Source organism: Lacticaseibacillus paracasei subsp. paracasei (genome assembly GCF_000829035.1).
Taxonomy (GTDB): Bacteria; Bacillota; Bacilli; order Lactobacillales; family Lactobacillaceae; genus Lacticaseibacillus; species Lacticaseibacillus paracasei.
In genome coordinates this window covers 2,876,473-2,901,278 of sequence record NZ_AP012541.1, presented here as the reverse complement: position 1 = coordinate 2,901,278, position 24,806 = coordinate 2,876,473, and the positions used below count along the sequence as shown (strand labels likewise).

Annotated in this window: 18 protein-coding genes; 11 read left to right on the top strand and 7 right to left on the bottom strand. The window is 47.1% G+C overall.

Annotated elements, in window-relative coordinates; translation table 11 throughout:
• Positions 1-278: 278 nt before the first annotated feature.
• The 4 genes from argH to LBPC_RS14220 form a co-directional block, all read right to left on the bottom strand.
• Positions 279-1,661 carry an argininosuccinate lyase gene (argH, locus tag LBPC_RS14235; RefSeq protein ID WP_003568204.1) on the bottom strand — a complete coding sequence of 461 codons (1,383 nt, stop codon included), beginning with the start codon at positions 1,659-1,661 and terminating at the stop codon, positions 279-281.
• Positions 1,654-2,874: an argininosuccinate synthase gene (locus LBPC_RS14230; protein ID WP_003600136.1), complete on the bottom strand. Its 1,221-nt coding sequence runs from the start codon at positions 2,872-2,874 to the stop codon at positions 1,654-1,656. The genes argH and LBPC_RS14230 overlap by 8 nt, the downstream gene beginning before the upstream one ends.
• Before the next feature lie 52 nt (positions 2,875-2,926).
• Positions 2,927-4,375, bottom strand: coding sequence for an ABC transporter substrate-binding protein/permease (locus LBPC_RS14225; protein WP_003662415.1), 1,449 nt, complete (start codon positions 4,373-4,375; stop codon positions 2,927-2,929).
• A 100-nt stretch (positions 4,376-4,475) separates the two neighbouring features.
• Positions 4,476-5,150, bottom strand: coding sequence for an alpha/beta fold hydrolase (locus LBPC_RS14220; RefSeq protein ID WP_003577014.1), 675 nt, complete (start codon positions 5,148-5,150; stop codon positions 4,476-4,478).
• 578 nt (positions 5,151-5,728) lie between these two features.
• Here LBPC_RS14220 and yycF point away from each other — a divergent pair.
• The 9 genes from yycF to LBPC_RS14170 all read left to right on the top strand — a co-directional run bounded on the left by yycF (position 5,729) and on the right by LBPC_RS14170 (position 17,189).
• Positions 5,729-6,442: a response regulator YycF gene (yycF, locus tag LBPC_RS14215; protein WP_003658889.1), complete on the top strand. Its 714-nt coding sequence runs from the start codon at positions 5,729-5,731 to the stop codon at positions 6,440-6,442.
• A gap of 15 nt (positions 6,443-6,457) precedes the next feature.
• Complete coding sequence (gene walK / locus LBPC_RS14210) at positions 6,458-8,368, top strand: cell wall metabolism sensor histidine kinase WalK (protein WP_003662416.1); 1,911 nt, start codon at positions 6,458-6,460, stop codon at positions 8,366-8,368.
• Entirely contained in the window at positions 8,358-9,785 is a 1,428-nt protein-coding gene (locus tag LBPC_RS14205) for a YycH family regulatory protein (protein WP_003568191.1), read from the top strand. Before walK ends, LBPC_RS14205 begins: the two co-directional genes overlap by 11 nt.
• A 54-nt stretch (positions 9,786-9,839) precedes the next feature.
• Positions 9,840-10,637, top strand: coding sequence for a two-component system regulatory protein YycI (locus LBPC_RS14200; RefSeq protein ID WP_003662418.1), 798 nt, complete (start codon positions 9,840-9,842; stop codon positions 10,635-10,637).
• A gap of 69 nt (positions 10,638-10,706) precedes the next feature.
• Complete coding sequence (locus tag LBPC_RS14195; RefSeq protein ID WP_003568187.1) at positions 10,707-11,525, top strand: MBL fold metallo-hydrolase; 819 nt, start codon at positions 10,707-10,709, stop codon at positions 11,523-11,525.
• Between the two features lie 508 nt (positions 11,526-12,033).
• Positions 12,034-13,362 carry a S1C family serine protease gene (locus tag LBPC_RS14185; protein ID WP_003662420.1) on the top strand — a complete coding sequence of 443 codons (1,329 nt, stop codon included), beginning with the start codon at positions 12,034-12,036 and terminating at the stop codon, positions 13,360-13,362.
• 612 nt (positions 13,363-13,974) lie between these two features.
• Positions 13,975-14,379: an iron-sulfur cluster biosynthesis family protein gene (locus tag LBPC_RS14180; RefSeq protein ID WP_016376159.1), complete on the top strand. Its 405-nt coding sequence runs from the start codon at positions 13,975-13,977 to the stop codon at positions 14,377-14,379.
• Between the two features lie 159 nt (positions 14,380-14,538).
• Entirely contained in the window at positions 14,539-14,976 is a 438-nt protein-coding gene (locus LBPC_RS14175) for an Hsp20/alpha crystallin family protein (RefSeq protein WP_003571862.1), read from the top strand.
• A 365-nt stretch (positions 14,977-15,341) separates the two neighbouring features.
• Positions 15,342-17,189, top strand: coding sequence for a heavy metal translocating P-type ATPase (locus LBPC_RS14170; RefSeq protein WP_003577000.1), 1,848 nt, complete (start codon positions 15,342-15,344; stop codon positions 17,187-17,189).
• A 160-nt stretch (positions 17,190-17,349) separates the two neighbouring features.
• On the opposite strand, the gene LBPC_RS14165 is transcribed toward LBPC_RS14170, so the two are convergent.
• Positions 17,350-18,522 carry a hypothetical protein gene (locus LBPC_RS14165; RefSeq protein WP_032781149.1) on the bottom strand — a complete coding sequence of 391 codons (1,173 nt, stop codon included), beginning with the start codon at positions 18,520-18,522 and terminating at the stop codon, positions 17,350-17,352.
• 795 nt (positions 18,523-19,317) lie between these two features.
• On the opposite strand from LBPC_RS14165, the gene LBPC_RS14160 reads away from it, so the two are divergent.
• Entirely contained in the window at positions 19,318-20,928 is a 1,611-nt protein-coding gene (locus tag LBPC_RS14160) for a peptide ABC transporter substrate-binding protein (protein ID WP_003662428.1), read from the top strand.
• Between the two features lie 24 nt (positions 20,929-20,952).
• Positions 20,953-22,296 (top strand): M20 family metallopeptidase, encoded by a 1,344-nt coding sequence (locus LBPC_RS14155; protein ID WP_003662429.1) that lies wholly within the window; start codon positions 20,953-20,955, stop codon positions 22,294-22,296.
• A gap of 123 nt (positions 22,297-22,419) precedes the next feature.
• Here LBPC_RS14155 and LBPC_RS14150 read toward each other — a convergent pair whose 3' ends face one another.
• Positions 22,420-23,250, bottom strand: a complete 831-nt coding sequence (locus LBPC_RS14150) for a hypothetical protein (RefSeq protein ID WP_003662430.1) — start codon at positions 23,248-23,250, stop codon at positions 22,420-22,422.
• Positions 23,251-23,625: 375 nt separating this feature from the next.
• Positions 23,626-24,726: an SLC13 family permease gene (locus tag LBPC_RS14145; protein ID WP_003662431.1), complete on the bottom strand. Its 1,101-nt coding sequence runs from the start codon at positions 24,724-24,726 to the stop codon at positions 23,626-23,628.
• Positions 24,727-24,806 lie beyond the last annotated feature (80 nt).

Genomic DNA, 24,806 nt, shown 5'->3' with positions numbered 1-24,806 from the left:
AGCGGTGATGGCACTTCGAGCCCAAAGACCGGTCTCGAAGTCGCCTAACAACATCAGCGACAAAGCCCGGTCGCTGTGTTGTTTGCGCAACTGAGCCCCATCTGGCCTACGATTGCGCCGCCTTGGCACTGGGATCTTTGACTTCCTACGAGCTATTTATCAAAAAACTAAAGACGACTGATTTCTCCACGTAGTAGGGAAACCAGTCGTCTTTTAGTGCCTGTAAAACGATATTCCAACCTCAATTATTTCGTGAATGCCAAGGTGATCACGTACCGCTAGTGAGAAGCAATCATTTCCTCATCGCGAGCAACTTCTTTCAACACATTGCTAACCGCAGTACCACCTAACGAAGTCCGTCGATCTACGGCGGCCTTTGACGTTAATTCAGCGTAAACATCCTGCTGAATTTGCGGTGCGGCTGCTTGCAACTCGCTTAACGGCATTTCCTGCAAGGCAGTGTTGGTTTTGATCCCCTTGAGTACCAACTCACCAACAATGGCATGTGCCTGCCGGAATGGCACACCCTTTGTCGCGAGGTAATCCGCTAACTCCGTTGCATTGCTGAAGTCATGCGTGGTTGCCTCTGCCATCCGTTTTTCGTGAACGGTCAGGTCGCTTAACATGCCAGTGAAAATGTGCAAAGAGCCAAGAATAGTGTTATAAGCATCGAAAATGGGTTCTTTATCTTCTTGCATATCTTTGTTGTAAGCCAACGGGATTGCCTTCATCGTTGTCAACAAGCCCATTAAGGCGCCATAAACACGGCCAGTTTTGCCACGAATAAGTTCCGCAAAATCAGGATTCTTTTTTTGCGGCATAATTGAGCTACCGGTTGAAAAATCATCGCCGAGTTCAATGTAATTAAACTCGTAAGTGGACCAAAGAATGAGCTCTTCTGCCATGCGACTCAAGTGCTGCATCAAAATGGCACTATTGCTGAGAAACTCAAGCGCAAAGTCGCGGTCTGAAACAGCATCGAGGCTGTTGTGATAAATTTGGTCAAATCCCAGCTCTTGAGCAACCAGCGTCCGGTCAATCGGGAAGGTCGTACCAGCGAGGGCGGCTGCCCCTAATGGCAAAATGTCGGTGTGCTTTTGGGTAAAGTCGAAACGTTCCCAATCGCGCTGGAACATTTCGAAATACGCCAACAAATAATGACCATAAGTGATCGGCTGGGCGTGTTGCATATGGGTATAACCGGGCATGATTGTTGCTGCGTGGACCTTGGCTTGACCAACCAACACGGTTTGCAGGTTGGTCAAAGCTTCTTTGATTGTTGGTAGGCGATGTTTCAGCCAGAGGTGCAGATCGGTTGCGACTTGATCATTGCGCGAGCGGGCAGTGTGCAGTTTGCCAGCAACGGGGCCGATTTCAGCGGTCAACAGGGCTTCCATATTAAGATGAATATCCTCATTTTCAACCGTGAAGTGCAGTTTGCCAGCAGCCAATTCCTTCTGCAGATGCTGCAAACCCGCCGTGATCGTGTCGGCATCGGCTTGGGGGATGATGCCGGTTTTGCCCAGCATCTTGACATGTGCAAGCGACCCCTCCAAATCTTCTTGGGCCATTTGCTGATCAAAACCGATGGAGGCTCCAAAAGCATCAACCCAGTGTGCCGCTTTTTCGGTAAACCGACCGCCCCATAACTTATCAGTCATGTTGTTTTTCCTCGGAGTGCACATGGTTGACTTGCTCGAAAACGGTTGTCGGCAAGGTCCAGAGTTTGATAAAGCCAGCTGCTGCTTCTTGATCGAAGGAATCAGCGCTTGTGTAAGTCGCGAGATCTTCATCGTAAAGCGAGTTGTGGGCGGATTTGCGAGCAACGGCTGTGGCGTTGCCTTTGTAAAGCTTCATTTTCACTGTGCCATTAACGACAGCCTGAGTCTTGTCGATGAACGCCATCAAGGCATCAAACAACGGTGAGATCCACTGCGCTTCATAGATCATGTTGGTGATTTTATCTTCGATGGTTGGTTTAAAATGCTGAACGTCACGTTCAAGCGTCAGGTTTTCTAGATCGTGGTGGGCTGCCATAATGACAGCAGCGGCTGGTGCTTCATAGACTTCACGCGACTTGATGCCAACTAGCCGATTTTCGATTTTATCAATCCGGCCAATGCCATTGTCGCCAGCCAGCTTGTTTAGCTCCTTGATCATCGTTGCCAGCGCCATGGGTTCATCATTTAACGCCACCGGAACGCCTTGCTTGAAGGTGAGATCAATGAAAGTTGGGTCATCAGGAGCGGCTTCAGGCGAAACGGTCATTCCCCAAGCATCATCTGGTGCCTGGTTCCAAGGATTTTCAAGAATGCCGGCTTCATTTGCACGGCCCCAGAGGTTGGCATCAATGGAATAAGGAGATTTTTTACCAATTGGTACCGGGACGTTATGCTCCTTGGCGTAATCAATTTCTTCCTCACGGGACCAGTGAAAATCACGGATCGGGGCTTCGATTTTCATTTCCGGGTCCAAGGCGTGGATCGCGGCTTCAAAGCGAACTTGGTCATTGCCTTTACCGGTTGAACCATGGGCAATCGCTGTGGCATTTTGCGCGTGGGCAATTTTCACCAGATGTTCAATGATCAATGGCCGAGATAAGGCGGAAACCAGCGGATAGTCGCCTTCGTACAAGGCATTAGCTTTAATGACCGGGGCAACATAGTGATCGGCAAATTCATCTTGGGCGTCAACCACAATCGAATCGAGTGCACCGACGTTGAGTGCTTTTTGCTGAATGGCGTCAAAGTCGGCTTTTGGCTGGCCGACATTTAATACCACCGCAATCACTTCATAGCCTTTGTCTTTTAACCACGGGATGGCAACCGAAGTGTCCAAGCCGCCTGAATATGCCAGTACGATTTTTTCTGTCATGAGTTAAAAATCCTCCTTAGTTTTGAGGTGCTATTTGAGCGTTACTTTGATCTTAATTAAAGCGTTTTTCAATCAGTCGCAGCAGGCGTGAAAGGGTGAAGGTCATGATGAAGTAGAGAATTGCCACAACGACTAGCGGTAAGAATGGTTTGAATGAAGCACCTTGAACGACGGTTCCTTCAAACATCAATTCAGTGGCACCGATCACGGACAAGACGGAACTTTCCTTGATATCGGTGACGAATTCATTACCCAACGCTGGCCAAATATTCTTTGTTGCTTGCGGCAGGATGACATAACGCATGGCCTGACCTTGATGGAGTCCGAGTGAACGGGCGGCCTCGGTTTGACCGATCGGGACGGAGTTGATCCCACCACGAATGATTTCGGCAACATAGGCACCTGAGTTGATGGCCATGGCGATGGCACCGGCAACGAATGCGCTAAGATCGAGACCGAGAATTTGCGTTCCGAAGAAGACGATGAAAGCCTGCACCAGTAATGGGGTACCGCGAATGAATTCGATGTAGACGTTCGCGATTGCCTTGGCAAACCAACTGTGGCTTAGTTTCATCAAGGCGAGCAGCGTGCCAATCACAGTCCCGAAGAAAACAGTCAAAACCGCAAAGATCAGAGTGTAGAGTGTGCCGCGAAGGAAGTAGTTGCCATATTTAGCCCAGAAACTTTGGTTTTGATCCTGTAGTTTATAAGCGGCTTGCAGATAGGTCTTGTATTTGGCGCCTTTGACCTTACTGATTGTCTTGTTGACCTGAGCGAGCAGGGCTGAATTTTGTTTGCTAACGGCAATGGCCGTTGGTGCTTTGGGGGTAGCAAAATGCGGATTGAGTACCATTAAGCTTGGTGTCCGCGCCACATAAGAATCAGCGATGGTGCTGGCTAAAACGGCACCATCCAGCTTGTTATAGGAGACTTGAGCAATGACATCATTGGCCTTGTCGAGACTTGAAATTTTGGCACCTGGGAGTTGCGTTTTAGCAAGCTGCTCCTGCGTCGTTTGCTTTTGAGCCCCGACCTTTTTGCCGGAAAAATCAGCGATCGATTTATACTTGGCTTTATCAGCCTTCCGAATCACCATAACCTGTGTCTCATATAGGTAAGGCGTTGAAAAATTGACTTCTTTTTCACGTTCAGGGGTTTTTGACATACCGGAGACGATCAAATCAATTTTGCCGGTTTTCAAGGCACCAATTAAGGCGGTGAAGTTCATTTCCTTGATCTGCAGTTTCACGCCCATGTCTTTGGCGATCTGTTTTGACATGGAGATATCTGCACCAACAATGGTATCGGCCCCATTGAGGGTGGCATGGAACTCAAGTGGTGCGTAATCGGCTGACAGACCAACAACCAAGTAACCACGTTTTTGAATTGCCGCCAGATCCTCGCTTGCTGCCGCCGTTGGTACCGGCTGATTTGCAGCGAAGCCGACGAGCATAGCCACCAGCGCAATGAAGGCCATGGCCCAATGTTTGATTCCCCGCATATGTTTCACTCCTCATTTTTGATTATGGATTGAATATATACTCATTTATATGAATATGCAATGAAAATGTTAAATATGCAAAAAAAATACAGACTAAACTTTAGTCTGTTCTGTTTAAACCAGCAAGAAAAGGCCGAATCAATTGCCAGAGTTTCGCGTTGTCTTTGATGTACGAATTGTGATTTTCACCGGGAAGAATATGCAGCTCGGCGTTTTGAATATTAGTCGCAATGGTGAGCGTTTCTTTTCGTGCAATCAAGTCACGACTGCCTGCAAGGACCAATGTTGGTATGGCTACCCGATGCAACATGGCCGGTGTGATTTGCGGTTCATGGAGCATCATCGCCATTTTAGGTGATGGATGGTAACCAGCAGCAACCCGAAAAGCAACTCGCGAATACCAGCGTAAGCCTTGCGGGGTCAGATTCGCCCCAGCAAGAATTAAAGCGCCGGCTAACTGGGGTTGACGAATCGCCAACTGCAATGCCACAATCGCGCCATCAGAAAAGCCAAGTAAAATCGGCTGCTCAAGCTCCAAGCCAGTGATCAGGGCCGCTAAATCTGCCGTCATCGCATCATAACTCAAGCGATTCGTCCGCGAACTCTGACCATGATCGCGACTATCCACTGCAATCACCGTATACAGCGGTGCCAATTGCTCAATCAGGTTAGCAAAAATCGTATGGTCCTCACCATTCCCATGCAACAACACGATCACTGGTCCCGAACCGCACCGTTGATAGTAAAGCCTGAGCTGATCATGATAAAAGAACATATTAGCAACCTCCAAAGTTCATAATTGGGTGATTAAATGACGGCAAGCACCGGAATAGCGATGCGCGTTTAGTGTGAAGACGAGGTGAATGGCGAAGTGTTTATTAACTGACCCTTTCAAGCTTGCTTATGAATTAACAGCACTGATTTGAAATGATGTGATATTGAGACATTGGATAGAAAGGCAAGCTGGCGGAGCGGCGATGGGCTCAGCACTGAAATTTTCCTTAAGCGGGTGGTTTTCCCGCTTTAGGAAAAGGCCGAGCTTTTAGACAGCGCGCCGGGCTTGCGCGTTGGCTAAAAGTCGTGCCCAGTGCGTTCCAGCCCAATCGCCGCGGAGCCAGCTTGCAGCAGCATTTAATGCAAGCCGGAATCTATCGAAGTGCGACCTAACGTGCTTGTAGAAAATGCGCTCGCGGTCCCAGAAACCTGCATATAAGAACCTCAAGCTTAAAGGAACTAAGTCCTGCCATTTAGGCTTAAGGCCGCTTATGCTTCGGTTTCAAACTAGGCCCCTCGCGCTCTTTCCCTAAAACCGTTATACTACAGTAGTGTATCTTAAACCAAGGAGGGCCAATGATGGCGAAAAAAATCCTGGTCGTTGACGATGAGAAGCCTATCTCTGATATCGTCAAGTTTAATTTGGATAAAGAAGGTTACGATGTCGTAACCGCTTATGATGGCGAAGAAGCCTTGAAAAAAGTCGAAGCAGAGTCACCCGACTTAATTTTACTTGATCTGATGTTACCAAAAATTGATGGGCTTGAAGTCGCCCGACAAATTCGTAAAGAACATGACACCCCAATTATTATGCTGACAGCTAAGGACTCAGAAATTGATAAAGTGCTCGGGTTGGAACTCGGTGCTGACGATTACGTCACCAAACCATTTTCCAATCGTGAACTGGTGGCACGTGTCAAAGCTAACTTGCGCCGAACCGCATCATCCAACGCAGCCAGCAATGAAGAAGACGAAGCAAACAAGGAATTAGAAGTCGGAGATCTAACGATTCACCCCGATGCCTATACAGTCTCTAAACGCGGTGAAAACATCGAATTAACCCACCGTGAATTTGAGCTGCTGCACTACCTTGCTCGACACCTTGGGCAGGTCATGACCCGTGAGCATCTGCTGCAAACCGTTTGGGGCTACGATTACTTTGGCGATGTCCGCACCGTCGATGTGACCGTCCGCCGTCTGCGTGAAAAAATCGAAGACAACCCGTCTCACCCTGAATGGCTGGTGACTCGACGCGGTGTCGGTTACTATCTGCGGAATCCCGATGCTGAATAATTAGGAGCACCACTGTTGAATAAAAAGATTCGCTTCTTTCAGTCAATCCACTTCAAAATTGCGATCGTCTTTATTCTCTTGCTAGTCGTGACGTTGGAGTTAATTGGGGCTTACTTTGTTAAGACCCTTGAGCAGCAAAACATTGAGCAGTTTAAGACCAGTGTGAACGTGGACAGCTATATTCAAGATAAGCTGGCCGCGGATTTGTTGCGGACTGATACAGAAGGCGCCAATGATGATATTAAAAGCACGTTGAGCCAGGCAGATATTGCCAACTCGGCGGATTTACAAGTGGTTGATGCGAAGGGCACTATTCGCGGCGACAGTGATATTAATGCGCAAACTAATGTGGGGCAAAAGTCAGCTAACTCCAGCATTAAAAACACATTGTATTCTGGCCAGCAATACGAAGGTTATGAATACCGTGATCGAACGGGATCAACTTATTATAAAGTGATCCCGATCAAAAACCCGAATGCGACAGGCGACAACAATTCAGTGATCGGCGCCATTGCCATTTCGGCATCTATGGAACAGGCCTACGATAGCATCAATAAAATCGTGGGCATTTTCCTAATCTCAAGTTTAGTAGCTGGCTTACTGGGCACGTTACTATCGATTGTCATCAGCCGGGCTATTACTCGTCCAATTGATGAAATGAAGAAGCAAGCGATTCGCATGGCCCGCGGCGATTATTCTGGACAGGTTCGGATTTATGGACAAGACGAGCTGGGTCAGTTGGCAGTTGCCGTTAACAACCTCAGTGTTCGCGTTGAAGAAGCACAAGAGGCGTCTGAAGCGGAACGTCGGCGGTTGGATAGTGTGCTGGCTCACATGACGGACGGTGTTATCGCGACTGATCGGCGTGGGAATGTTATCATCATCAACCAGACGGCACTGAATTTCCTGAACACCAGGAATGAAGATGTCATCGGTGTTTCAATTCTAAAGCTGTTGAACATCGCTAAGGATTACACGTTGCGCGATCTGCTGGAACATCAAACAGAACTGTTGTTGGACTTTTCGGAGCAACTGGATCATGAATTGATTCTACGTGTCGATTTTAGTCTGATCCAGCGGGAAACCGGGTTTATTTCCGGTTTGGTCGCTGTTTTGCACGATGTTACCGAACAACAAAAGATTGATCGTGATCGCAAGGAATTTGTTTCCAATGTGTCACATGAATTGCGGACGCCCCTCACATCAGTTCGCAGTTACATTGAAGCTTTGAGTGATGGTGCGTGGAAAGATCCAAAGCTGGCGCCACGTTTTCTCAACGTGACCCAAGAAGAAACGGATCGGATGATTCGGATGATTAATGATCTCTTGAGCTTGTCACGGCTTGATTCTGGCACCAGCAAGTTCAATTTGGAAACCGTTAATCTCAACGAATTCTTCAATTATGTGCTTGATCGTTTTGACATGATGTTAAAAACCGATAATGAACACACGGGTGAAGCCAAAACGGCCCAACCGCTGCCACAGCCAGATGGTCAAAAGAAACGGTACTCGATTAAGCGCGAGATTACTGATCAGGACTTATGGGTCGAAATTGATACCGATAAGTTTATGCAAGTGATTGATAATATTATGAACAACGCAATTAAATACAGTCCGGATGGCGGGACCATCACGGCGCGGCTGTTCCAGACGCATGACCACGTGATCCTATCGATTAGTGATCAAGGACTTGGCATTCCACGTCAAGATCTGAGCAAAATCTTCGATCGCTTCTATCGGGTCGACAAGGCACGATCACGCAAGCAAGGCGGTACCGGTTTAGGATTGGCAATCTCGAAGGAAGTTGTTGAAGCCTTGCATGGCCGAATTTGGGTCGATTCGCAAGAAGGCCGCGGCAGCACCTTCTATATCTCACTGCCGTATGAACCGATCACAGACGGAGGTGATGATTGGGATGAAGCTTAGTAATTGGATCTTAAGAATCAGCCTGATCGCCATGGTGATCTTGAGTTTTATTTTCACATCCTTAATTTGGCGTAATCCATCGCGTCAGGAACGGCGCAGCACTTCAAGCATGCAGGTCACAACTGAAAATGATCCCAATGTTAAAAAGATGGAAGCAACGGTTTATCTTCCTAGTCGCGTGTACTACACGCATGGCGACCAGAAGCAAATGCTCTTTCAGGCAAATGCCAGTATGGGATCACGTGTCCATCAAGAGATGGCAAGTTGGCATATGCAACAGATCAAAACCATTGGAAAAGTTTCGCAGAATAACTATGAGAACTTTTTGACTCAAAATGGCAGTCTGCAATTAGTTTACCAAGACGTGATGAGTTTTAATCATTTTGAGCGATGGTTCTTTAACAAGCAGCCTAATCTAAAATCAGCTGATTTTCATTTTAACCGGATCCTGTTTGATTTAGATGGATCAGGCAATAAACTGATTTTTATCAATGACGCGACAAGAACGGTTTACGAGGCCAAAATGGCTAACGTTACAACCAACAAGTTACGCGATGCGGTGGCTAAACAGGCTACAGGGGCCTTTCCGGTCGAGGAGAGACGCTTGGGCAATAGCGAAGTCGCTTTCTTCACCCGTCCAATTAAGTTGCAGCCATATGCCTATCTGATGGATCAACAGAGTGCTAATTACTATGTTTCGCTGTTAATGCCATCGAAAACCGCCAGCAACGTGGATTCACGAGAAATTGGCGATAGTACGTTATACACCGCCGGATCAACTCGGCGGATGACAGCTGATTCATCCACTGGGGCAATCGAGTTTGAAAATTATGCGGCCAATTTTCCTAGTACTGGGTTAGCTAATTTCTTCCATGCGACGTTTGAAGGGCTTAGTGATTTGCAGATGACCAATCTGGCCAGCATGCGTTATTTTCAATATGACGCAAGTCGCAGTGCTGTTATCTATAAGACCTTTGTTCAGGGCTTTCCGATTTTTAATGGCTATCAAAAAGGGGATGTTACGGTGCGCTATACCCAGACATCTGAAGAGATTAATTTCTCAAACACCAATTTGACCGTCCCGATCCCAACCGATCAAGCTGCCCAGACCTTGCCAGCAACTGCGACGATCCTGAGTCAATTAGAAGCCGCTGGCTATCGCGCTAATCAAATTACGGATATTTTGATTGGCTATCAATGGACGGGCAGCAGCAATGATCAACAAGTGGTCGATTTGCAGCCGACGTATTATATTGAGATGAAAGGCGAATACCGCGATTATCAGAGTTGGATCAATCACCAAACAGATCAGCAGGCTAATGCTGCTAGTGAACAAACAGCTGCCAGCACGGCTACACCGAGTAATGATGCAGCAAGCGCGAGTGTCAGCACATCAGGTTCAAGTCAGTCGCAATAAGTCATGTTAACAGCGTAACAACGCAGCTTCGGGCACGCTGAGGGAGGCGATCTTGTGGATTTTCGACGCATTGAATGGATTTTTCTAGTCGTGTTTGTTGGTCTGAATATTTTCTTAGGCATTAGCTTTTTTCAGGCGCAGCAGGTCGATTTGGCAACAACCAAAAGTGGAGATGCCGCCACGATCACCGACATTACGCGTGACCAGATTAAGCTGCCGCATTTGAGCAAGCAAACACCAGAAGGCGATTATCTTGCAAGTCAGGCGAACACAGCGTTAAGTGCTGCGCACAGCAAGTTGGTGAAGCAACGGGTCAGCATCAGTGAAGGCGATTACCAAGAGTTGCAGGCAAGCTTAGACACGCCGATCACTTTGAAAAAGAGTCAGCAAATACGCCAACTGACGACATTTGTGAAAGACAGTATTTACCATGGCAGCGAATACGAATATGCGGCGGCGCTTTCCAGTGATGAACGTGTTGTCTTTGCTCAGCACCCCAAGGCTGGCTTGATCTATGATCGGCGGGCTGCAGTGACCTTGCATGTAGTTGACGATCGGTTGGTCAGTTATAGCCAAACTTACCTTGCAAAGTTAAGTGTTTTGCGCGACCGCTTAAATTTAATGAGTGAACAGGATGCGGTGATTACGTTGTATCGAGATAACGATATTCCGAACAATTCCGCGATTGTATCTACTAAATTGGCCTATAGTTACTTGTTAGATGCAAAGGGGAGCACGGTTTACGTGCCAGCGTGGTATATCGGTGTTAAAAACCGTGCAACCGGCAATGTGACGGTTAAACGCGTGAATGCCATTACCCGAACCGTTATGAAGAATCGTAATGACAATTAGTGTTAGAATGTAATGAAATAACAACTGGATGATCAATTTGTTCATCAGTTAAATGGTAGAAGATGGGAGATGTTGATCGTGGGCGAAGATTTTGGGATGCGTGTCAGTGTCCTTGCTAGCAGCAGTTCAGGCAACGCAACCTATATTGAAACGCCGGGTCATAAGGTGCTGGTCGACGCCGGCTTGTCCGGCAAAAAGATCGAGACGCTGATGCAAAGCATCGGGCGCGACCTGACAGATGTCGATAGTGTCTTCATCACCCATGAACACAGTGATCATGTCCGTGGTGTCGGTGTTTTAGCACGACGTTATCCGAAACTGAGTGTGTATGCGAATGCAAAAACCTTTGCGGCACTGCCCAAAAGTGTTGGCAAAATTCCAGAAGACCAATTGCGGCTTTTTGACATGGGCGCAACGTTGACATTAGGTGATTTGGATGTTGAGAGTTTCGGCGTTTCACACGATGCTGCGGCGCCGCAGTTCTATCAGTTCCATCATGACGGGAAAACCTTCACGATTCTAACGGATACAGGGTATGTTTCTGACCGTGTTGCAGGTACCATTCGTGATGCAGATGCCTATGTCATGGAATGTAACCATGATCTTGAGATGTTACGAACGGGGCCTTATCCATGGCCACTAAAACAGCGTATTTTAGGCGACCAAGGCCATCTTTCCAATGAGGACGGCGCTGATGCCTTGATGGATGTTATCGGGCTGCGAACCAAGCGCATTTATTTAGGACACCTTTCTCCGCACAACAATAATAAACCACTCGCACACCTAACCGTCGCTTCACTATTAGCTCAACAAGGCCTAGCCGTCGATCACGACTTTCGTATCTACGACACCGATCCTGCAGTTGCAGATCCGCTGTTTGTGGTATAAAGCAAAGCGCGAGCAGGAGCGCTTAGAAACCGGAATGTAAGTGGCCTCAGGCGTGATGGCTGGGCTTTGGCCATTGCGCCTGAGGTCCTTACATGGAGGTTTCTGCGACTGCGAGCGCGTTTCCGCAGCAGCAGCGGTGGCGTCTTAAGCATTTTCCGTCATCCAACGCTACCACACGCTACCCAAGGCAGTGAATATCCCGACCCAAAAATCCGGTCGCATATTCACTGCCTTTCATTTTTTATTGATGGTGCAAAAAATAAGCAACCCCACGAACTAATATCGCGATACCGCGGGTCTGAGACTGTATTAAAAAATCCCGAGATTGTTCATAATTTCGTCAAAATTGCCCCTTACAATTATAAATGTAATCAGGGCGAGTTAGAACTGCCCATAGAGCGCGAACTAGTCCAGGTAAAAACCAATGTATCAGCGGCCTCAGCCAAACGGCTAGGTCTTATGAGTCAGTTTCTGGGCAAACGAGCGCGTTTAAAGGAGGAATTCCGTTATGGATAATGGAAGTCATAACTTTCAAGAGACACCACAAAACGAGCAACAGCCACAGCGGGCACCAAAAAAGCCTAAGAATAGTGGCTGGAGGCAGATTGCGATTGTTGCTGTTGTGGCAGCCTTGATAGGTGGCGGTGTTGGCGGCGGGACTGCCTATTTGGCAATCAACCACAGTCAAAGTCTCGGTGTAACCGATACGTCAGGGAAAGCCGGTACGACCAAGATTTCCAACGTTTCTGTTAATGAAAACAGTGCATCGGAACAAGCCTTTGCGAAGGTTAAAGGCGCTGTCGTTTCCGTTGTGAATATGCAAAAAGCCGAGAGCAACAGTGATGGTCTAGACACATTTGGCGGTCTCGAAGGTATTTTTGGACAAGACAGTCAAAGCAGTAGTAGTTCGCAGAGCAGTTCGTCCAGTCTTCAAGAGGCCAGTGAAGGATCGGGTGTCATTTATCAAAAGAAAGATGGCAAAGCTTATATCGTGACGAATAACCATGTTGTTAGTGGTTCAGATAAGTTGGAAGTCATTTTGAGCGATGGTACGAAACTAACGGCCAGTCTTGTTGGCACGGACTCGACGTCTGACTTGGCAGTGCTGACAATTGATGGTAGCAAGGTCAATACAGTAGCCAGCTTCGGAGATTCTAGCAAGATTGCTACCGGTCAAACTGTCTTAGCGATTGGTTCTCCGCTCGGTTCCCAATACGCGACAAGTGTGACGAAAGGGATTGTCAGCGCAAAGAGTCGGACAGTGGATGTCACTGATGACAGTGGTAACACAACAGGCCAGGCAACGGTTATTCAAACGGATGCAGCGATTAATTCTGGGAATTCCGGTGGTCCGCTGATTAATCTTTCAGGGCAAGTCGTCGGTATTAACTCTATGAAATTATCCGGCAACACTGGCAGTAATGCCACCATTGAAGGCATGGGCTTCGCAATTCCAAGTGATGAAGTCGTTTCAATCATCAATCAACTCGTTGCTAACGGGAAAGTGGTTCGACCAGCGCTTGGCATCGAAGTTCGTGACTTATCCACTGTTTCTGCAACACAGCAGAAATCGGTTCTGAAGTTGCCTGCTAGTGTGACGGATGGTGTTGTGGTTGCTGGCTTTACCAGCGGCAGCAGTGCTAAATCTGCTGGTTTGAAGCAGTATGATGTGATCACGGCCCTTGATGGGGTAAGCACCTCAAACACAGCAGCCTTGCATACACAGCTATACAAGCACAAGGTTGGCGACACGATTAAATTAACTTTGTATCGTGCCGGAGAACAGCAGACAGTCTCTGTGAAGCTGTCGCAAACGACAAGCGACCTTAAGAACTAAATCACACAAATAGATAATCCTTGAGTCAGAAAATGTTCGTTTCTGGCTCGAGGATTTTTTGATGCACTTGCGAAGTTAGTGGCAAGCGGTTTCTCTGCAGTTTTGAGCTTTTATCCGAAAATTCAAGGGGCCAACCTGTGGAAAAGTTCAAGAAAAAGATTTGTCAAGAGTGGGTAACTTTTACCTAAAGTTGATGCTTTACCTGTGGATAACTCTGTGGATACTGTTCATAACTAAGATTCTGGGGTGTGACTAAGTTATTCACTGACTTGGGGATAACCTGTGGATAAACTTTTTTAACTTGTGACAAAACGTTTGTTCCCAGCGGCTGGAACGGGATGCGTGAGCTGAAGTTTGTGAAATCGAACGATCAAAAACTGTGGATGACTTCTTTTTAAAAAATTTTTTGCTTGAATTTTTTAAATCGCCTATTTGGTGTCAATTCGAATACTTAATACTATATTTGGCGTATGAAGTTATGAACATGTGGATAAGACGTGTGGATAACCTGTTGGTCGTTGCGAAAAACTCGGAATTTGACTTCATTTGGAAATGTGAGTACGATAAAGAAGGTAAAAGGTTGTGCACAACTCAATAGAGAGGATGGTTCGGATGCAAATCTCAATCAAACCAGCAGCAGTCACTTACTTGAAGGATCATGTCAATCAGGATCAACGGTTATTCTTGGCACTGGATGACGGCTCAAGCAAATATTCCAAACTTGGCGGTTCTTGTGCCATTGGAAATAAATATCAGTTAGTGGTTGCCGATGAGGATGATCAAGATTATGCGCTGCCACTGGACAACGAAGCTGGTTTCAAACTGACAACGGGTGACCCAGAAACGGATTATTTCGGCAGTGGTCTGACACTTGATTTCAAAAACGCATCGTTGGCTCTGCGTGATGACAGCGGCATTCTTGATGGGGCTGTGACCTTGAATAAGGACGCTGCCTTACCACAAAATGATGCACAACGTCGGGATGACATGACAAAACTGGGCAGCAAAATTTGCTAAGGTAGCTCTGGGCTATTAAGTCACTTTTTGCATCAACCAGTCATTGAATAGGACCACAAAATTAGGACTCGACGTTTGCGAGTGCTAATTTTTGTGGTATACTAAAGGTGTTGTAGGGAAGACATGAAACGCCTTCGATATGAAAGGAAGTATTCGAATATGGCTAATGATTTGATGCGTCGTAATGATTGGCTGAGCGATCCTTTCTTTAACGATTTGGGTCGTCATCTTTTTGACAGCTTGACACCAGCAAATGTTGATCGCAGTCGGGTTCTAAAGACTGATATTCAGGAAAACGATCAGGCGTATGTTGTGAAAGTTGATGTGCCTGGCATTGAGAAGCAAAATATCAGTCTGAGTTACGATCGTGATGTGCTCAGCATTGCCGTTAAACATGAGGAGCAGGCTGATCATGCTGACAACGACGGTAACATGTTAATGTCAGAACGTAGCTATGGCCGCATGAGTCGTAGTTATCGGCTGCCAAATGTCAATGAAGGTCAGATCAGCGCCAAGGTCAATGATGGTGTCCTGACGATCGATCTGCCAAAAATGACAAGCGACCAAAAGGGCAATCATCAGATCAACATTGATTGATCTACGAATTATTTGCCTAGCTTCATTTATATACGAGAGACCGTACCGATTTTAATGGTGCGGTCTTTTATTTTGTTAAAAAAGCAAGTTATGTGAGCCTTATCATATGAGAAGCGTATAATATGAAGTGAATATTAGGGAAGCCATAAAATTAACGGGGTCAATCATTGCCGGTTTAAGATTCTGGTTGGGGATGATGGACACTTGAGTTAATTTTCGGTAGAAGAGTTTAGCCATGGCTCAATTAATAGAAACCATGAATGTCGAGCATCTAAGTGGGACAGATTATATTCGTTCTAAAAAAGGTTGTGCTTTCAGATTGTAATGGTTATAATTGGGGTACTTAGAAAAAGGGAGTGGCAGTGATGAAAAAGAACTGGCAATTAATGATGGTGCTTGCTGTAAGTGCCATTGCGCTAGTCTTTGCTTTCGGTTTAAAGCAACCATTGATCGCGCAAGGGCTGATCACGGTGATGGGGTCAATCATTGCTTTAATTATGTTCTGGGGCATGGTGAAGACAATTCGTTCTGGTAACTTCGGTGTTGACTTGCTTGCCATTACGGCGGTTGTTGCCACCTTGGCGGTTGGCCAGTATTGGGCTGCGATGATCGTGTTATTGATGCTGACTGGTGGCGATGCGCTTGAAAGCTACGCAGCAACAAAAGCAAGCAGTGAATTAAAGCAATTACTCGAAAATGCACCGACAACCGCGCATCGTATGGTTGATGGACACGTTGAAGATGTTGAAGTTGAGGCCGTCCAAGTTGGCGAAACGATTTTGGTTAAGCCGCAGGAAGTCGTGCCAGTTGATGGTACGGTTTTGGCAGGTGAGAGTTTGGTGGATGAAGCCAGTTTGACGGGTGAATCTAAACCGGTTGCCAAAAACGCAGGTAGTGACATTATGTCTGGGACCGTCAATGGTGACGCTGCCCTAACTGTTAAGGTCACGCAACGGGCTGAAGATAGTCAGTATCAAGGGATTATTAAACTGGTTAAGGAATCCGAAGCGCGACCAGCACATTTTGTTCGGATGGCTGATCGTTATGCGGTACCGTTTACGTTGATTGCTTATGTGATTGCGGGTCTTGGCTGGTTCTTCTCTGGCGACCCAGTTCGTTTTGCACAGGTATTGGTTGTGGCCTCGCCTTGTCCGCTGATTCTGGCCGCGCCAATTGCGATGGTCTCCGGCATGAGTCGTAATAGCCGCAACGGGATCATTGTCAAGTCAGGGACTACGCTAGAAAAGTTAAGTGATGCTAAAACCTTTGCCTTTGATAAAACCGGCACCGTGACACGCGGTATTTTAAAAGTTGCGACGATTTTGCCACAAGCCGGTTTCTCACAGGATCAGCTTTTGAAGCTAGCCGCAAGTGCGGAAGGTCAATCGACTCATATTTTGGCGCGTTCACTGACAGATGCTGTGCCGACAGCTGATCGGCTGCCAGCGACAGATGTGTCGGAAACAACTAGCTTTGGCGTTAATGCCACGGTGGATGGCCGCAAAGTCAAGGTCGGTAAAGCCGAGTTTGCTGGGACGAAGGCTACGGTTGATACGACTGCCGTGTATGTGAATGTTGATGGCCAGTACGCAGGTGCGATCACATTTTCCGATCAGATTCGTCCAGAAGCAAAAGAAACGATGACGAAACTGCACGAATTAAATGATGCTAAGCTGATTATGATTTCTGGCGATCAGCAGTCAATCGCTGATAAAGTGGCGGCACAGGTCGGCATTGACCAAGTCTATGCGGAACAATTGCCACAACAGAAGATTGAAGTTTTGGATAACGTCCCTAAGGATGGCCGGCCAGTTGTGATGGTTGGTGATGGTGTCAATGATGCACCTTCATTGGCGATTGCTGATGTCGGCATTGCAATGGGTGCACATGGGGCAACCGCGGCAAGCGAATCGGCTGATGCCGTGGTTCTGCGCGACGATTTGGCGAAAGTTGCTGCGGCCACTTTAATTGCTAAGGAAACCATGGTCATTGCCAAGCAAGCGGTCCTCATCGGCATTGCGATTTGTACAGGTTTGATGTTAATCGCCAGCTTCGGTGTCATTCCAACAATTATTGGCGCAATGCTGCAAGAAGTTGTCGATACCGTGACGATTCTCTATGCTCTGCGAGCGCGCAATGGCTTGCATCGGCAGGCACTTGTGGATCCTGTCCGGGCAACTGCTGAACGTGAACAGATTCAGCAGATCAACTAGTAGAAAACCCAAAGACCCGCATCAATTCGACGTAGCTGTCGAACTGATGCGGGTCTTTTGTGAGACTTAAACGTTGTTTGAATCATATGATAACGTAGCGAAACGCCGATGATGGTGGGTGAAGAGGCCATTATCAGCGATTTTTGAAAGTAGCAAAGGTCTAATGCTGCGGTTGACTGTTTTTGTTTGCATCTTGCCCTGTGGGATTGGAAGAAGATGGCGCAGAGGAACTTGGTTTTGAACTACTGCTACCACTGTCGCCGTTTGGTCCCCAAGTCCACTGAAAGGAACCGTCGCTCATTGTGACAGACCTGATCGTCATGTCATCAACGGCTTTGCCTTGGATTTTGATGGATGCAACTGCATCGTCATAGGTTTTATACAAACCGCCGCTCAAAACGGCCGTCATGGGCTCTGCTTTGTTGGCTGATGCTGATATTGACGAGGAAGCACTTGCACCAGCATTATTGTCGGTGCTTGAACTTGTCCCACTCGGTGAAGTAGTCGGTTGACTCGGAGCTTTCTGGCTCGGTTGACTTGTTTGATCAGAAGCTTGACCTGCAGTTGTCGCGTGATTCCCAGACACGCCGTTAGCTGGTTCACCAGTGTCTTGCTGATTTTGCCGACCAGTAGTTGCGGTTTGCTTGGTTGAAGATGTGTCTGTCGATTCCATTGCCACGGTCGTATCATTGTTAGCTTGTGATTTCTTCGCTACTTGGACCAATGGCAACACGTTTTTGGCAAAGTCCTGATTTTCGACATTTTCAATGGCGTTGATGGCTAGGTCAATGTTACTGCTGCTCAGATCGGCCTTTGGGTGCTGTAAATTCTGGTCGTTATAAAGTTTTTTGATCTGCGCAATCGCTAAAGATTTCTTGTAAAGTTGTGTGACAGCTTGCTGATAGTCAGCTGCAAATGCCGGTTTGATTGCGACAATGGCCTTATAGGCTGCACTGGCTCGGGTACCTTCCGATTCGATCTGCGCCAGATTACTACTCTGGGCGTTAGTTGCCTCTTGAATCGTTAGCATTTTACTGGCAGCGTCAGCATCCCGTTTGTCCTTGGCGACAATTTTCTTTTGATCGCGATTTTCCACGTTATGAACTAATTGGTTGACCTTGGCCTGAGCTGCGGTCACCATGGATCGTGATAAGTGTTTCGCAGGGAAAGTTCGCTTGGATGACGAGTATAGTTGGCTGATTTGTTGCGTTGCCGCTTGGACGGCGTGTTGTTCAAATGAGGTATCGATCGTATTCCGCATCCCGTAAAAAACGGTTAAGTAACCTGCAAGCAGGGTTACGATCAAGATTTGGAAAATATGTTTTCGCTTCATTGATGGCACCTCCAATATCCTAATGATACGGGCCGGACTTAACAAGACCATTGCAAACAGGTCACGAAACAACTTCTTTTTGTTACACATTAATGTATTTGTAATATAAGGGGTTTACTAAAAAGGTGCAAGTTCATTCAAAAATGAGAATGAACTTGCACCTTTTTTCATGCTCTTTAGTTTTTTCCTGATAATCCGAACTGAATGCTCTTGATGCCAAAATTTGCTGGATCAGCATGACTACACTTTTTGAGGAAATGAAAAGCCGTTATTTTATAAGCCTCGCGAAGCGTTTCCCGTTATTTAATCGGTGGATGCTTGACAACCATGCAGGTATTCGGTTAGTGTTTGAGTCAATCAAATAACCGTTCATGCAAACCTTTGAAGTGGAGATCAAGCTGATTGTGCACGTACAGAGAGCCGGCGATGCTGCGAGTCCGGCCGAACGCAGGTCAGTAAATGGACCACTGAGGGTTCCCCCGAAAGTTTTTCGAGTACGGGGAAACGTGTTGACATACGTCAGTTGTCGCCGGGGTGTTGGCCTCGGGCTAAGCGTGATCAAACACTGCCAGATGCTACCATCACACAGGCACACAGGCGCAGTCTCTTTGATCAAACTAAGGTGGCACCGCGGGAAACCGTCCTTAACAAGATGTTTGTTATGGACGGCTTTTTTTGTGAGCGCGAGTCAGCCCGGTTTCTGGGCTGGCGAGCGCGTTATGGAAGCTAGTCCATCAAGCAAAACATGCTTGATGGCAGCACGCGACACAAATCAACCAAACGAGGTGCACAAAAATGAAAAAGCATGTTTTCTTGGGTTTAGGCTTATTCGGGATCACCGCACTACTTGCTGCATGCGGACAGCAAACCAAGGCTGCAACGACCCAGCGTACGCTAAACGTTGCCGTCAGCACAGAGGCCAGTTCACTTGATCCGGCGCATGCCGTTGATGCAACCAGCGGCGGTATTTTGGAACAAATTATGACGCCGCTTTACGACCATGATAAGGACGGGAAGATCATTCCGGCGATGGCGACAAAGGTTGTCAAACCAACTGATGGCGGGAAAACATATACGTTGACGCTGCGCAAAGATGTGAAGTGGAGTGATGGTACCCCGGTAACAGCCAAAGATTTTGTTTACTCCTTGAGGCGCATCGTTGATCCTAAGACGAAAACCGAATTTGCATATCAATACGATGCGATTGCTAACTATCAGGACATTGTTGCTGGCAAGAAATCCCCTGATACATTAGGTGTTTCGGCACCAAGCAAATATGTACTCAAAATTCAGCTCAGCCAGCCAACCCCCTATTTTGCTAGTCAGATGACTGGCTATTATCCGACTAATGAAGCCGCTGTGAAACGGTATGGCAAGCAATTCGGAACGAGCGCGGATAAAATCGTGACCAATGGCGCATATAAAATTAAAAACTTTAATACCACGAGTGATAGCTGGGACTATGTGAAAGATCCCGAATATTTTGCCAAAAAGGCTGTCAAAATCGCTAAAGTTCATGTGACGGTTTTGAAGGATTCCAGCACGATCGATAACCTTTTTGCAACGGGCAAGCTCGATGATGCACCGTTGTCGGGCAACTTAATCCAAAAAGAAGCCAAAAATCCTGCGTTGACCAAAACAGTGGCGGCCAACATGAATTATCTGCAATTCAATACCAAGAACCCACAGCTCAACAATGTTAATTTGCGGCGAGCTGTCTCTGCGGCGTTAGATCGTCAAGCCATGACAACTAAAGTGTTGCAGGACGGCTCCAAGCCTGCTAAAGCCTTTGTTCCGCAAGGCTTAGCCACGAATCCATCAACTGGCAAAGATTTCACCGCAGATGCTGACACACCACTGACTTATTCACCAACTAAAGCCAAGGCTTATCTCAAAGCGGCCTTGAAAGAATTGCATACCGACAGCATCAGTTTTGCGATTCTGACCTCAGATGTTGACACCGATAAACAAGTTGGCGAGTACATCCAAAGTCAGCTCACCAAGGTTCTACCGCAGTTAAAAGTTACCGTCAGCAGCTTGCCAAAAATGACCCGAATTCAACGCTCACTTGATGGTAAGTTTGATGCCGTACTGATGAGCTGGAACTCAACGATTCAAGACCCATCCGACTATCTCAATACCGCCACAGCCACTAACATTTCAAACTTTTCTAAGTTCAGTGATATCCAGTTCACTGCCTTGATGGCTAAAGTAAATAACACCAATGGCCAAAGCGCGAAGGCACGTTATCAGGAAGAATTGGCCGCTAATGCGCGGGTTATTGATGTTGCGGGATACATTCCCGTTTTCCAAAGTGCTAATAGTCGGCTGATCAATACTAAGGTTGGCGGGCTTCACTACAGCATGTTACAACCGGCGGAATACCGGCACGCTTACTTCAAATAGTGACAAAAGAAAGCAGGTCGAAAAATGACAATACCCATGCAGGATTTTCTAACGAAGTATTTACAGTTTCATTCCGTCTCTTTAGCAGAGGAAAATGAAATTCCAGAAACCGCCGAATTTCTACGAACCCAGTTTACCAAGCTGGGCGCAACAACAAGCCGCATCTTGCACACAGACCGCACCAACCCAGCTGTGTACGCGGTTTTTCCGGCGCAGACAGCAGATGCCCCCACAATCTTGTTCTACAATCATTACGATGTTCAACCAGTTGAACCACTAGCCTTATGGCAAAGTGATCCCTTTCAGTTGAAAATGACCGACACCCATCTGTACGCTCGGGGGATAAATGACGATAAAGGTGAACTGGCGGCACGCTTGGCAGCACTTCAGCGCCTGCAAGCGCAAGGCAGTCTTCCTTGTACCATTAAGTTCTTGGTTGAAGGGGCAGAAGAACAAGGCAGTCCAAATCTAGATCACCTGTTAGCGCAATATGCTGATCTGTTAGCCGCTGACTTCTGCCTATGGGAATCTGGCGGTCGAAATGAGCAAGGCAAGTTTCAAATATCGCTTGGCGTGAAAGGTGGCGTCGCGTTTCAGCTGAGCGTTAAAACGGCAGATTTTGATCTTCATTCTAGTTTAGGGGCGATCACAGAAAATCCGGCATGGCGGTTGGTTCAGGCTCTAGCAACATTGAAAAATGCAAAGGATGAGATTACGATTCCGCATTTTCTTGATGTCGTCAAGCCGCTGACAGCTACTCAAAAGCTGTTAATTCAAGACGCCGCCTTTGACTATGCAGCGTTTGCTAAGAACTACGGCATTACCCGCCCGGCAACGGGGCCAGCTGATGACATTAAGGCGGCCCTTTATAATCGGCCAAGTATGACCATCAACGGGTTATCCAGCGGCTATGAGGGTCCCGGCATTGGCAAGACCATTTTGCCGCACACCGCGCTGGCGAAGCTTGATCTGCGCTTGGTGCCAGATCAGACACCGGCAGAGACCGTCCGGCTAGTCAAAGAAGCGTTGATGGCTGGCGGTTATGACGATGTGATGGTGTCTGACTTCCTAGGCGAGCCGCCATTTAGAACCGATCCTGACGATCCACGTGTTCAGACGGCTTTGCAACTGGCGCGTACGACTTATGGGGATGATGATGTTCAAGTTGAGCTGAACTCTCCAGGCAGCGGACCGATGAAGTACTTTTATGATATCAATCACGCACCGATTATTTCATGCGGCATTGGCAATGCCCATTCTGCCGCCCATGGTCCCAACGAAAATGTGGTCATTGCTGATTACTTGAGCTTTATCGACTATTTGACCCAGTTAGTGCCGCAATTGGCCAAGACGAAAACAGCAAATTAATTGGCACTGACTTTTAGCGGTGGCCAATAAAAAATGACGATCCGCACAAGTCTGCATGTGTGCGGTATCGTCATTTTTTTGACAGACAACGCGTGCCTGAGTATCGGTTAGTGATCCAAAAAATTACGGATTCTGGCTAGATGAAGAAGTTGCTGTCGAGGTTGAGCTAGATGCCTGACTTTGCTCCGATTCACTGCTGCTAGCGGTAGATGAGCTAGCCTGACTACTGCTGTCTGCAACAGATGGCTGACTACTATCGGCGGAGCTAGGCAGTACTGACGATGCTGACGGTTCGGTGTCACGACTGTCTTCTCCGGCAGTGGCATCTTGAGCGGTACTGATTAGCGGCATAACTTGGTCGGCGAATTGTTTATTGTCCAATTTTTCAACGGCAGCCAATGCAGCCTGTACTTGTGCCGAGCTCAGATTTGGCTTAGGAGTCTTGAAATCAGTGTCACTAAAAAGACTGGCGATTTTCGCGACAGCCGCTTCTTGATCAGACAGTTGTGCCACCCGTTCCTGATAGGTTTGGACAAATGTCGGTTTCTGTTTGGCAAGCTCGGTTAATGCTTGCTGCGACTCATCTGACAACGTTTTTAGCTCATCCAGTTTTGTTGAATTTTGAGTGACAGCATCTTTAACAATCAGCATATGTTTAGCGGCATCAACATCGGCTTGAGCGCTGGCAAGTGCGGCAGCGTGGTCTGCATCATTGGCCTTCTGACGAGCCTGTTGTAATTTGGTCTCGGCAGCTGCTATAGCCTGCTTATTTAGCTGGTCTGAAGGTAATTGATGCGATTGATCCTTGAACAAATCATTGACTTGGTCGGTAGCGGCTTGAACGGCCTGCGCTGACCGGGTATCTGTCCAAGTACTATGCATACCGTAAAATAAGGTAAAAAATCCTGCGGTCAGCGTGATGACGATGATCGAAAACAACGTCCTGCGCTTCATAAATACATCCTCCTAAGAGCGAGCGTCAACCAATATCTTTAGCGGACAAGGTGCCAACACCTCCTGATGTGATGATTAAAATTTGATCATCACATCAGGAGGCAGATAGACAGCTTGCTTCATTGGCAGACGCATTATAGAACGGCTCAACTGATGTACAAACAAAGTGCGACAGGTCCATAAATAACCTGTCGCGGTGGTTCGCTTCGAATGTCGCTGTTCCTTTTAGCAAATCCTAATTCTAGCACGTTGCCGGAGAAAAGCAATGAAAACGCATACATTACCGGTGTTATGTAATATTTGACTACTGTCATGACCTGATTTTTAACGAAGCATGTCGAATTGGCTGACTTTTTCGAGGTAGGTTATTGCTGCTTAACGAACCGTCAACCAGTAACCGGCACAACCCAACAAAATCAAACCAATTAAGTTAAAAATCGTAAAGCCGACAAAAAAACGAGTATGGGGCAGGTTACCATAAATCATGTATTGCTTGAAGACAAGCAAGTTAGCCATTGAACCAACGAGTGTCCCAACACCGCCGATGTTCGATCCATAGAATAAAGCCTCGACATAACCTGTAAAGCGTGCCAGCAGCACTGTAGACGGGACGTTGGAAATAACCTGACTGGTGAAAACACCACTAAGATAAACAGATTCCTCTGAGTTTTCTAAACCAGCAAGGAAGTGTATTACCCATGGAATCTGGCCAACGACGCTGACAATAATGAAAAAGCCAGCAAACGTTAAGACCACCGCGTAATCAACGTCTCGCATATCTTTAGGGTCCAGTGCTAAGGATAAGGCAATCGCCAAAACAGCCCCTAACCAAGCAGGAACAAGACCAATGACCCCAGCGAAGACGACACACGCAACGGCAATGGCAAACATGGTCGGCCGCATTTGAATATGGATGTGCTCAGCTGGGACATTCGGGACAGGCACATTACGCAAGAAAAGGCTTAGCAATACTAACACTAAAAAGCTAACGGCAAGTAACGGAATTGACCAGCCGAAGAACTGGCGCAAGTCAATTTGAAATTGGTGCATCAGAAAGATATTGTGGGTATTGCCAAATGGTGTGAAGGCGCTTCCAAAGTTGGCGGCCATGCCAATCAAGGTTACCGGGAGAATCTCGGGTAACTGATACTTCTTGGCAACCCGCAGATAGAGCGGCACCAAGGTCAAGACGGTCACGTCATTTGAAAGAAACATGCTGGCAAAAATCGCAAGAAAAAGAAACCACCACGTTAACTGTCGCGTGTTTTTCGCCCGGGAAGTCAGTCGATAGGCCCAGTAATCAAGAATATGTAGGTGCTCGAAGATTTGAATCACCGTCATCATGGCGAGAATTGACCATAATGTGGCAAAACTTATGTCGCTTGCTTTTGGCCGGCCAATGAACAGACTTATGACGACCAACAAGGCGGTGATCTGCAGGACCCGATCTTTGATCAGACGCTGAATAACAATCATCAATTTACCTCATTAAAAAAACCTCAACCAGACTATTTTGCGCCATAATCCGAACATTGACAATAGGCAAACAGGCAGAG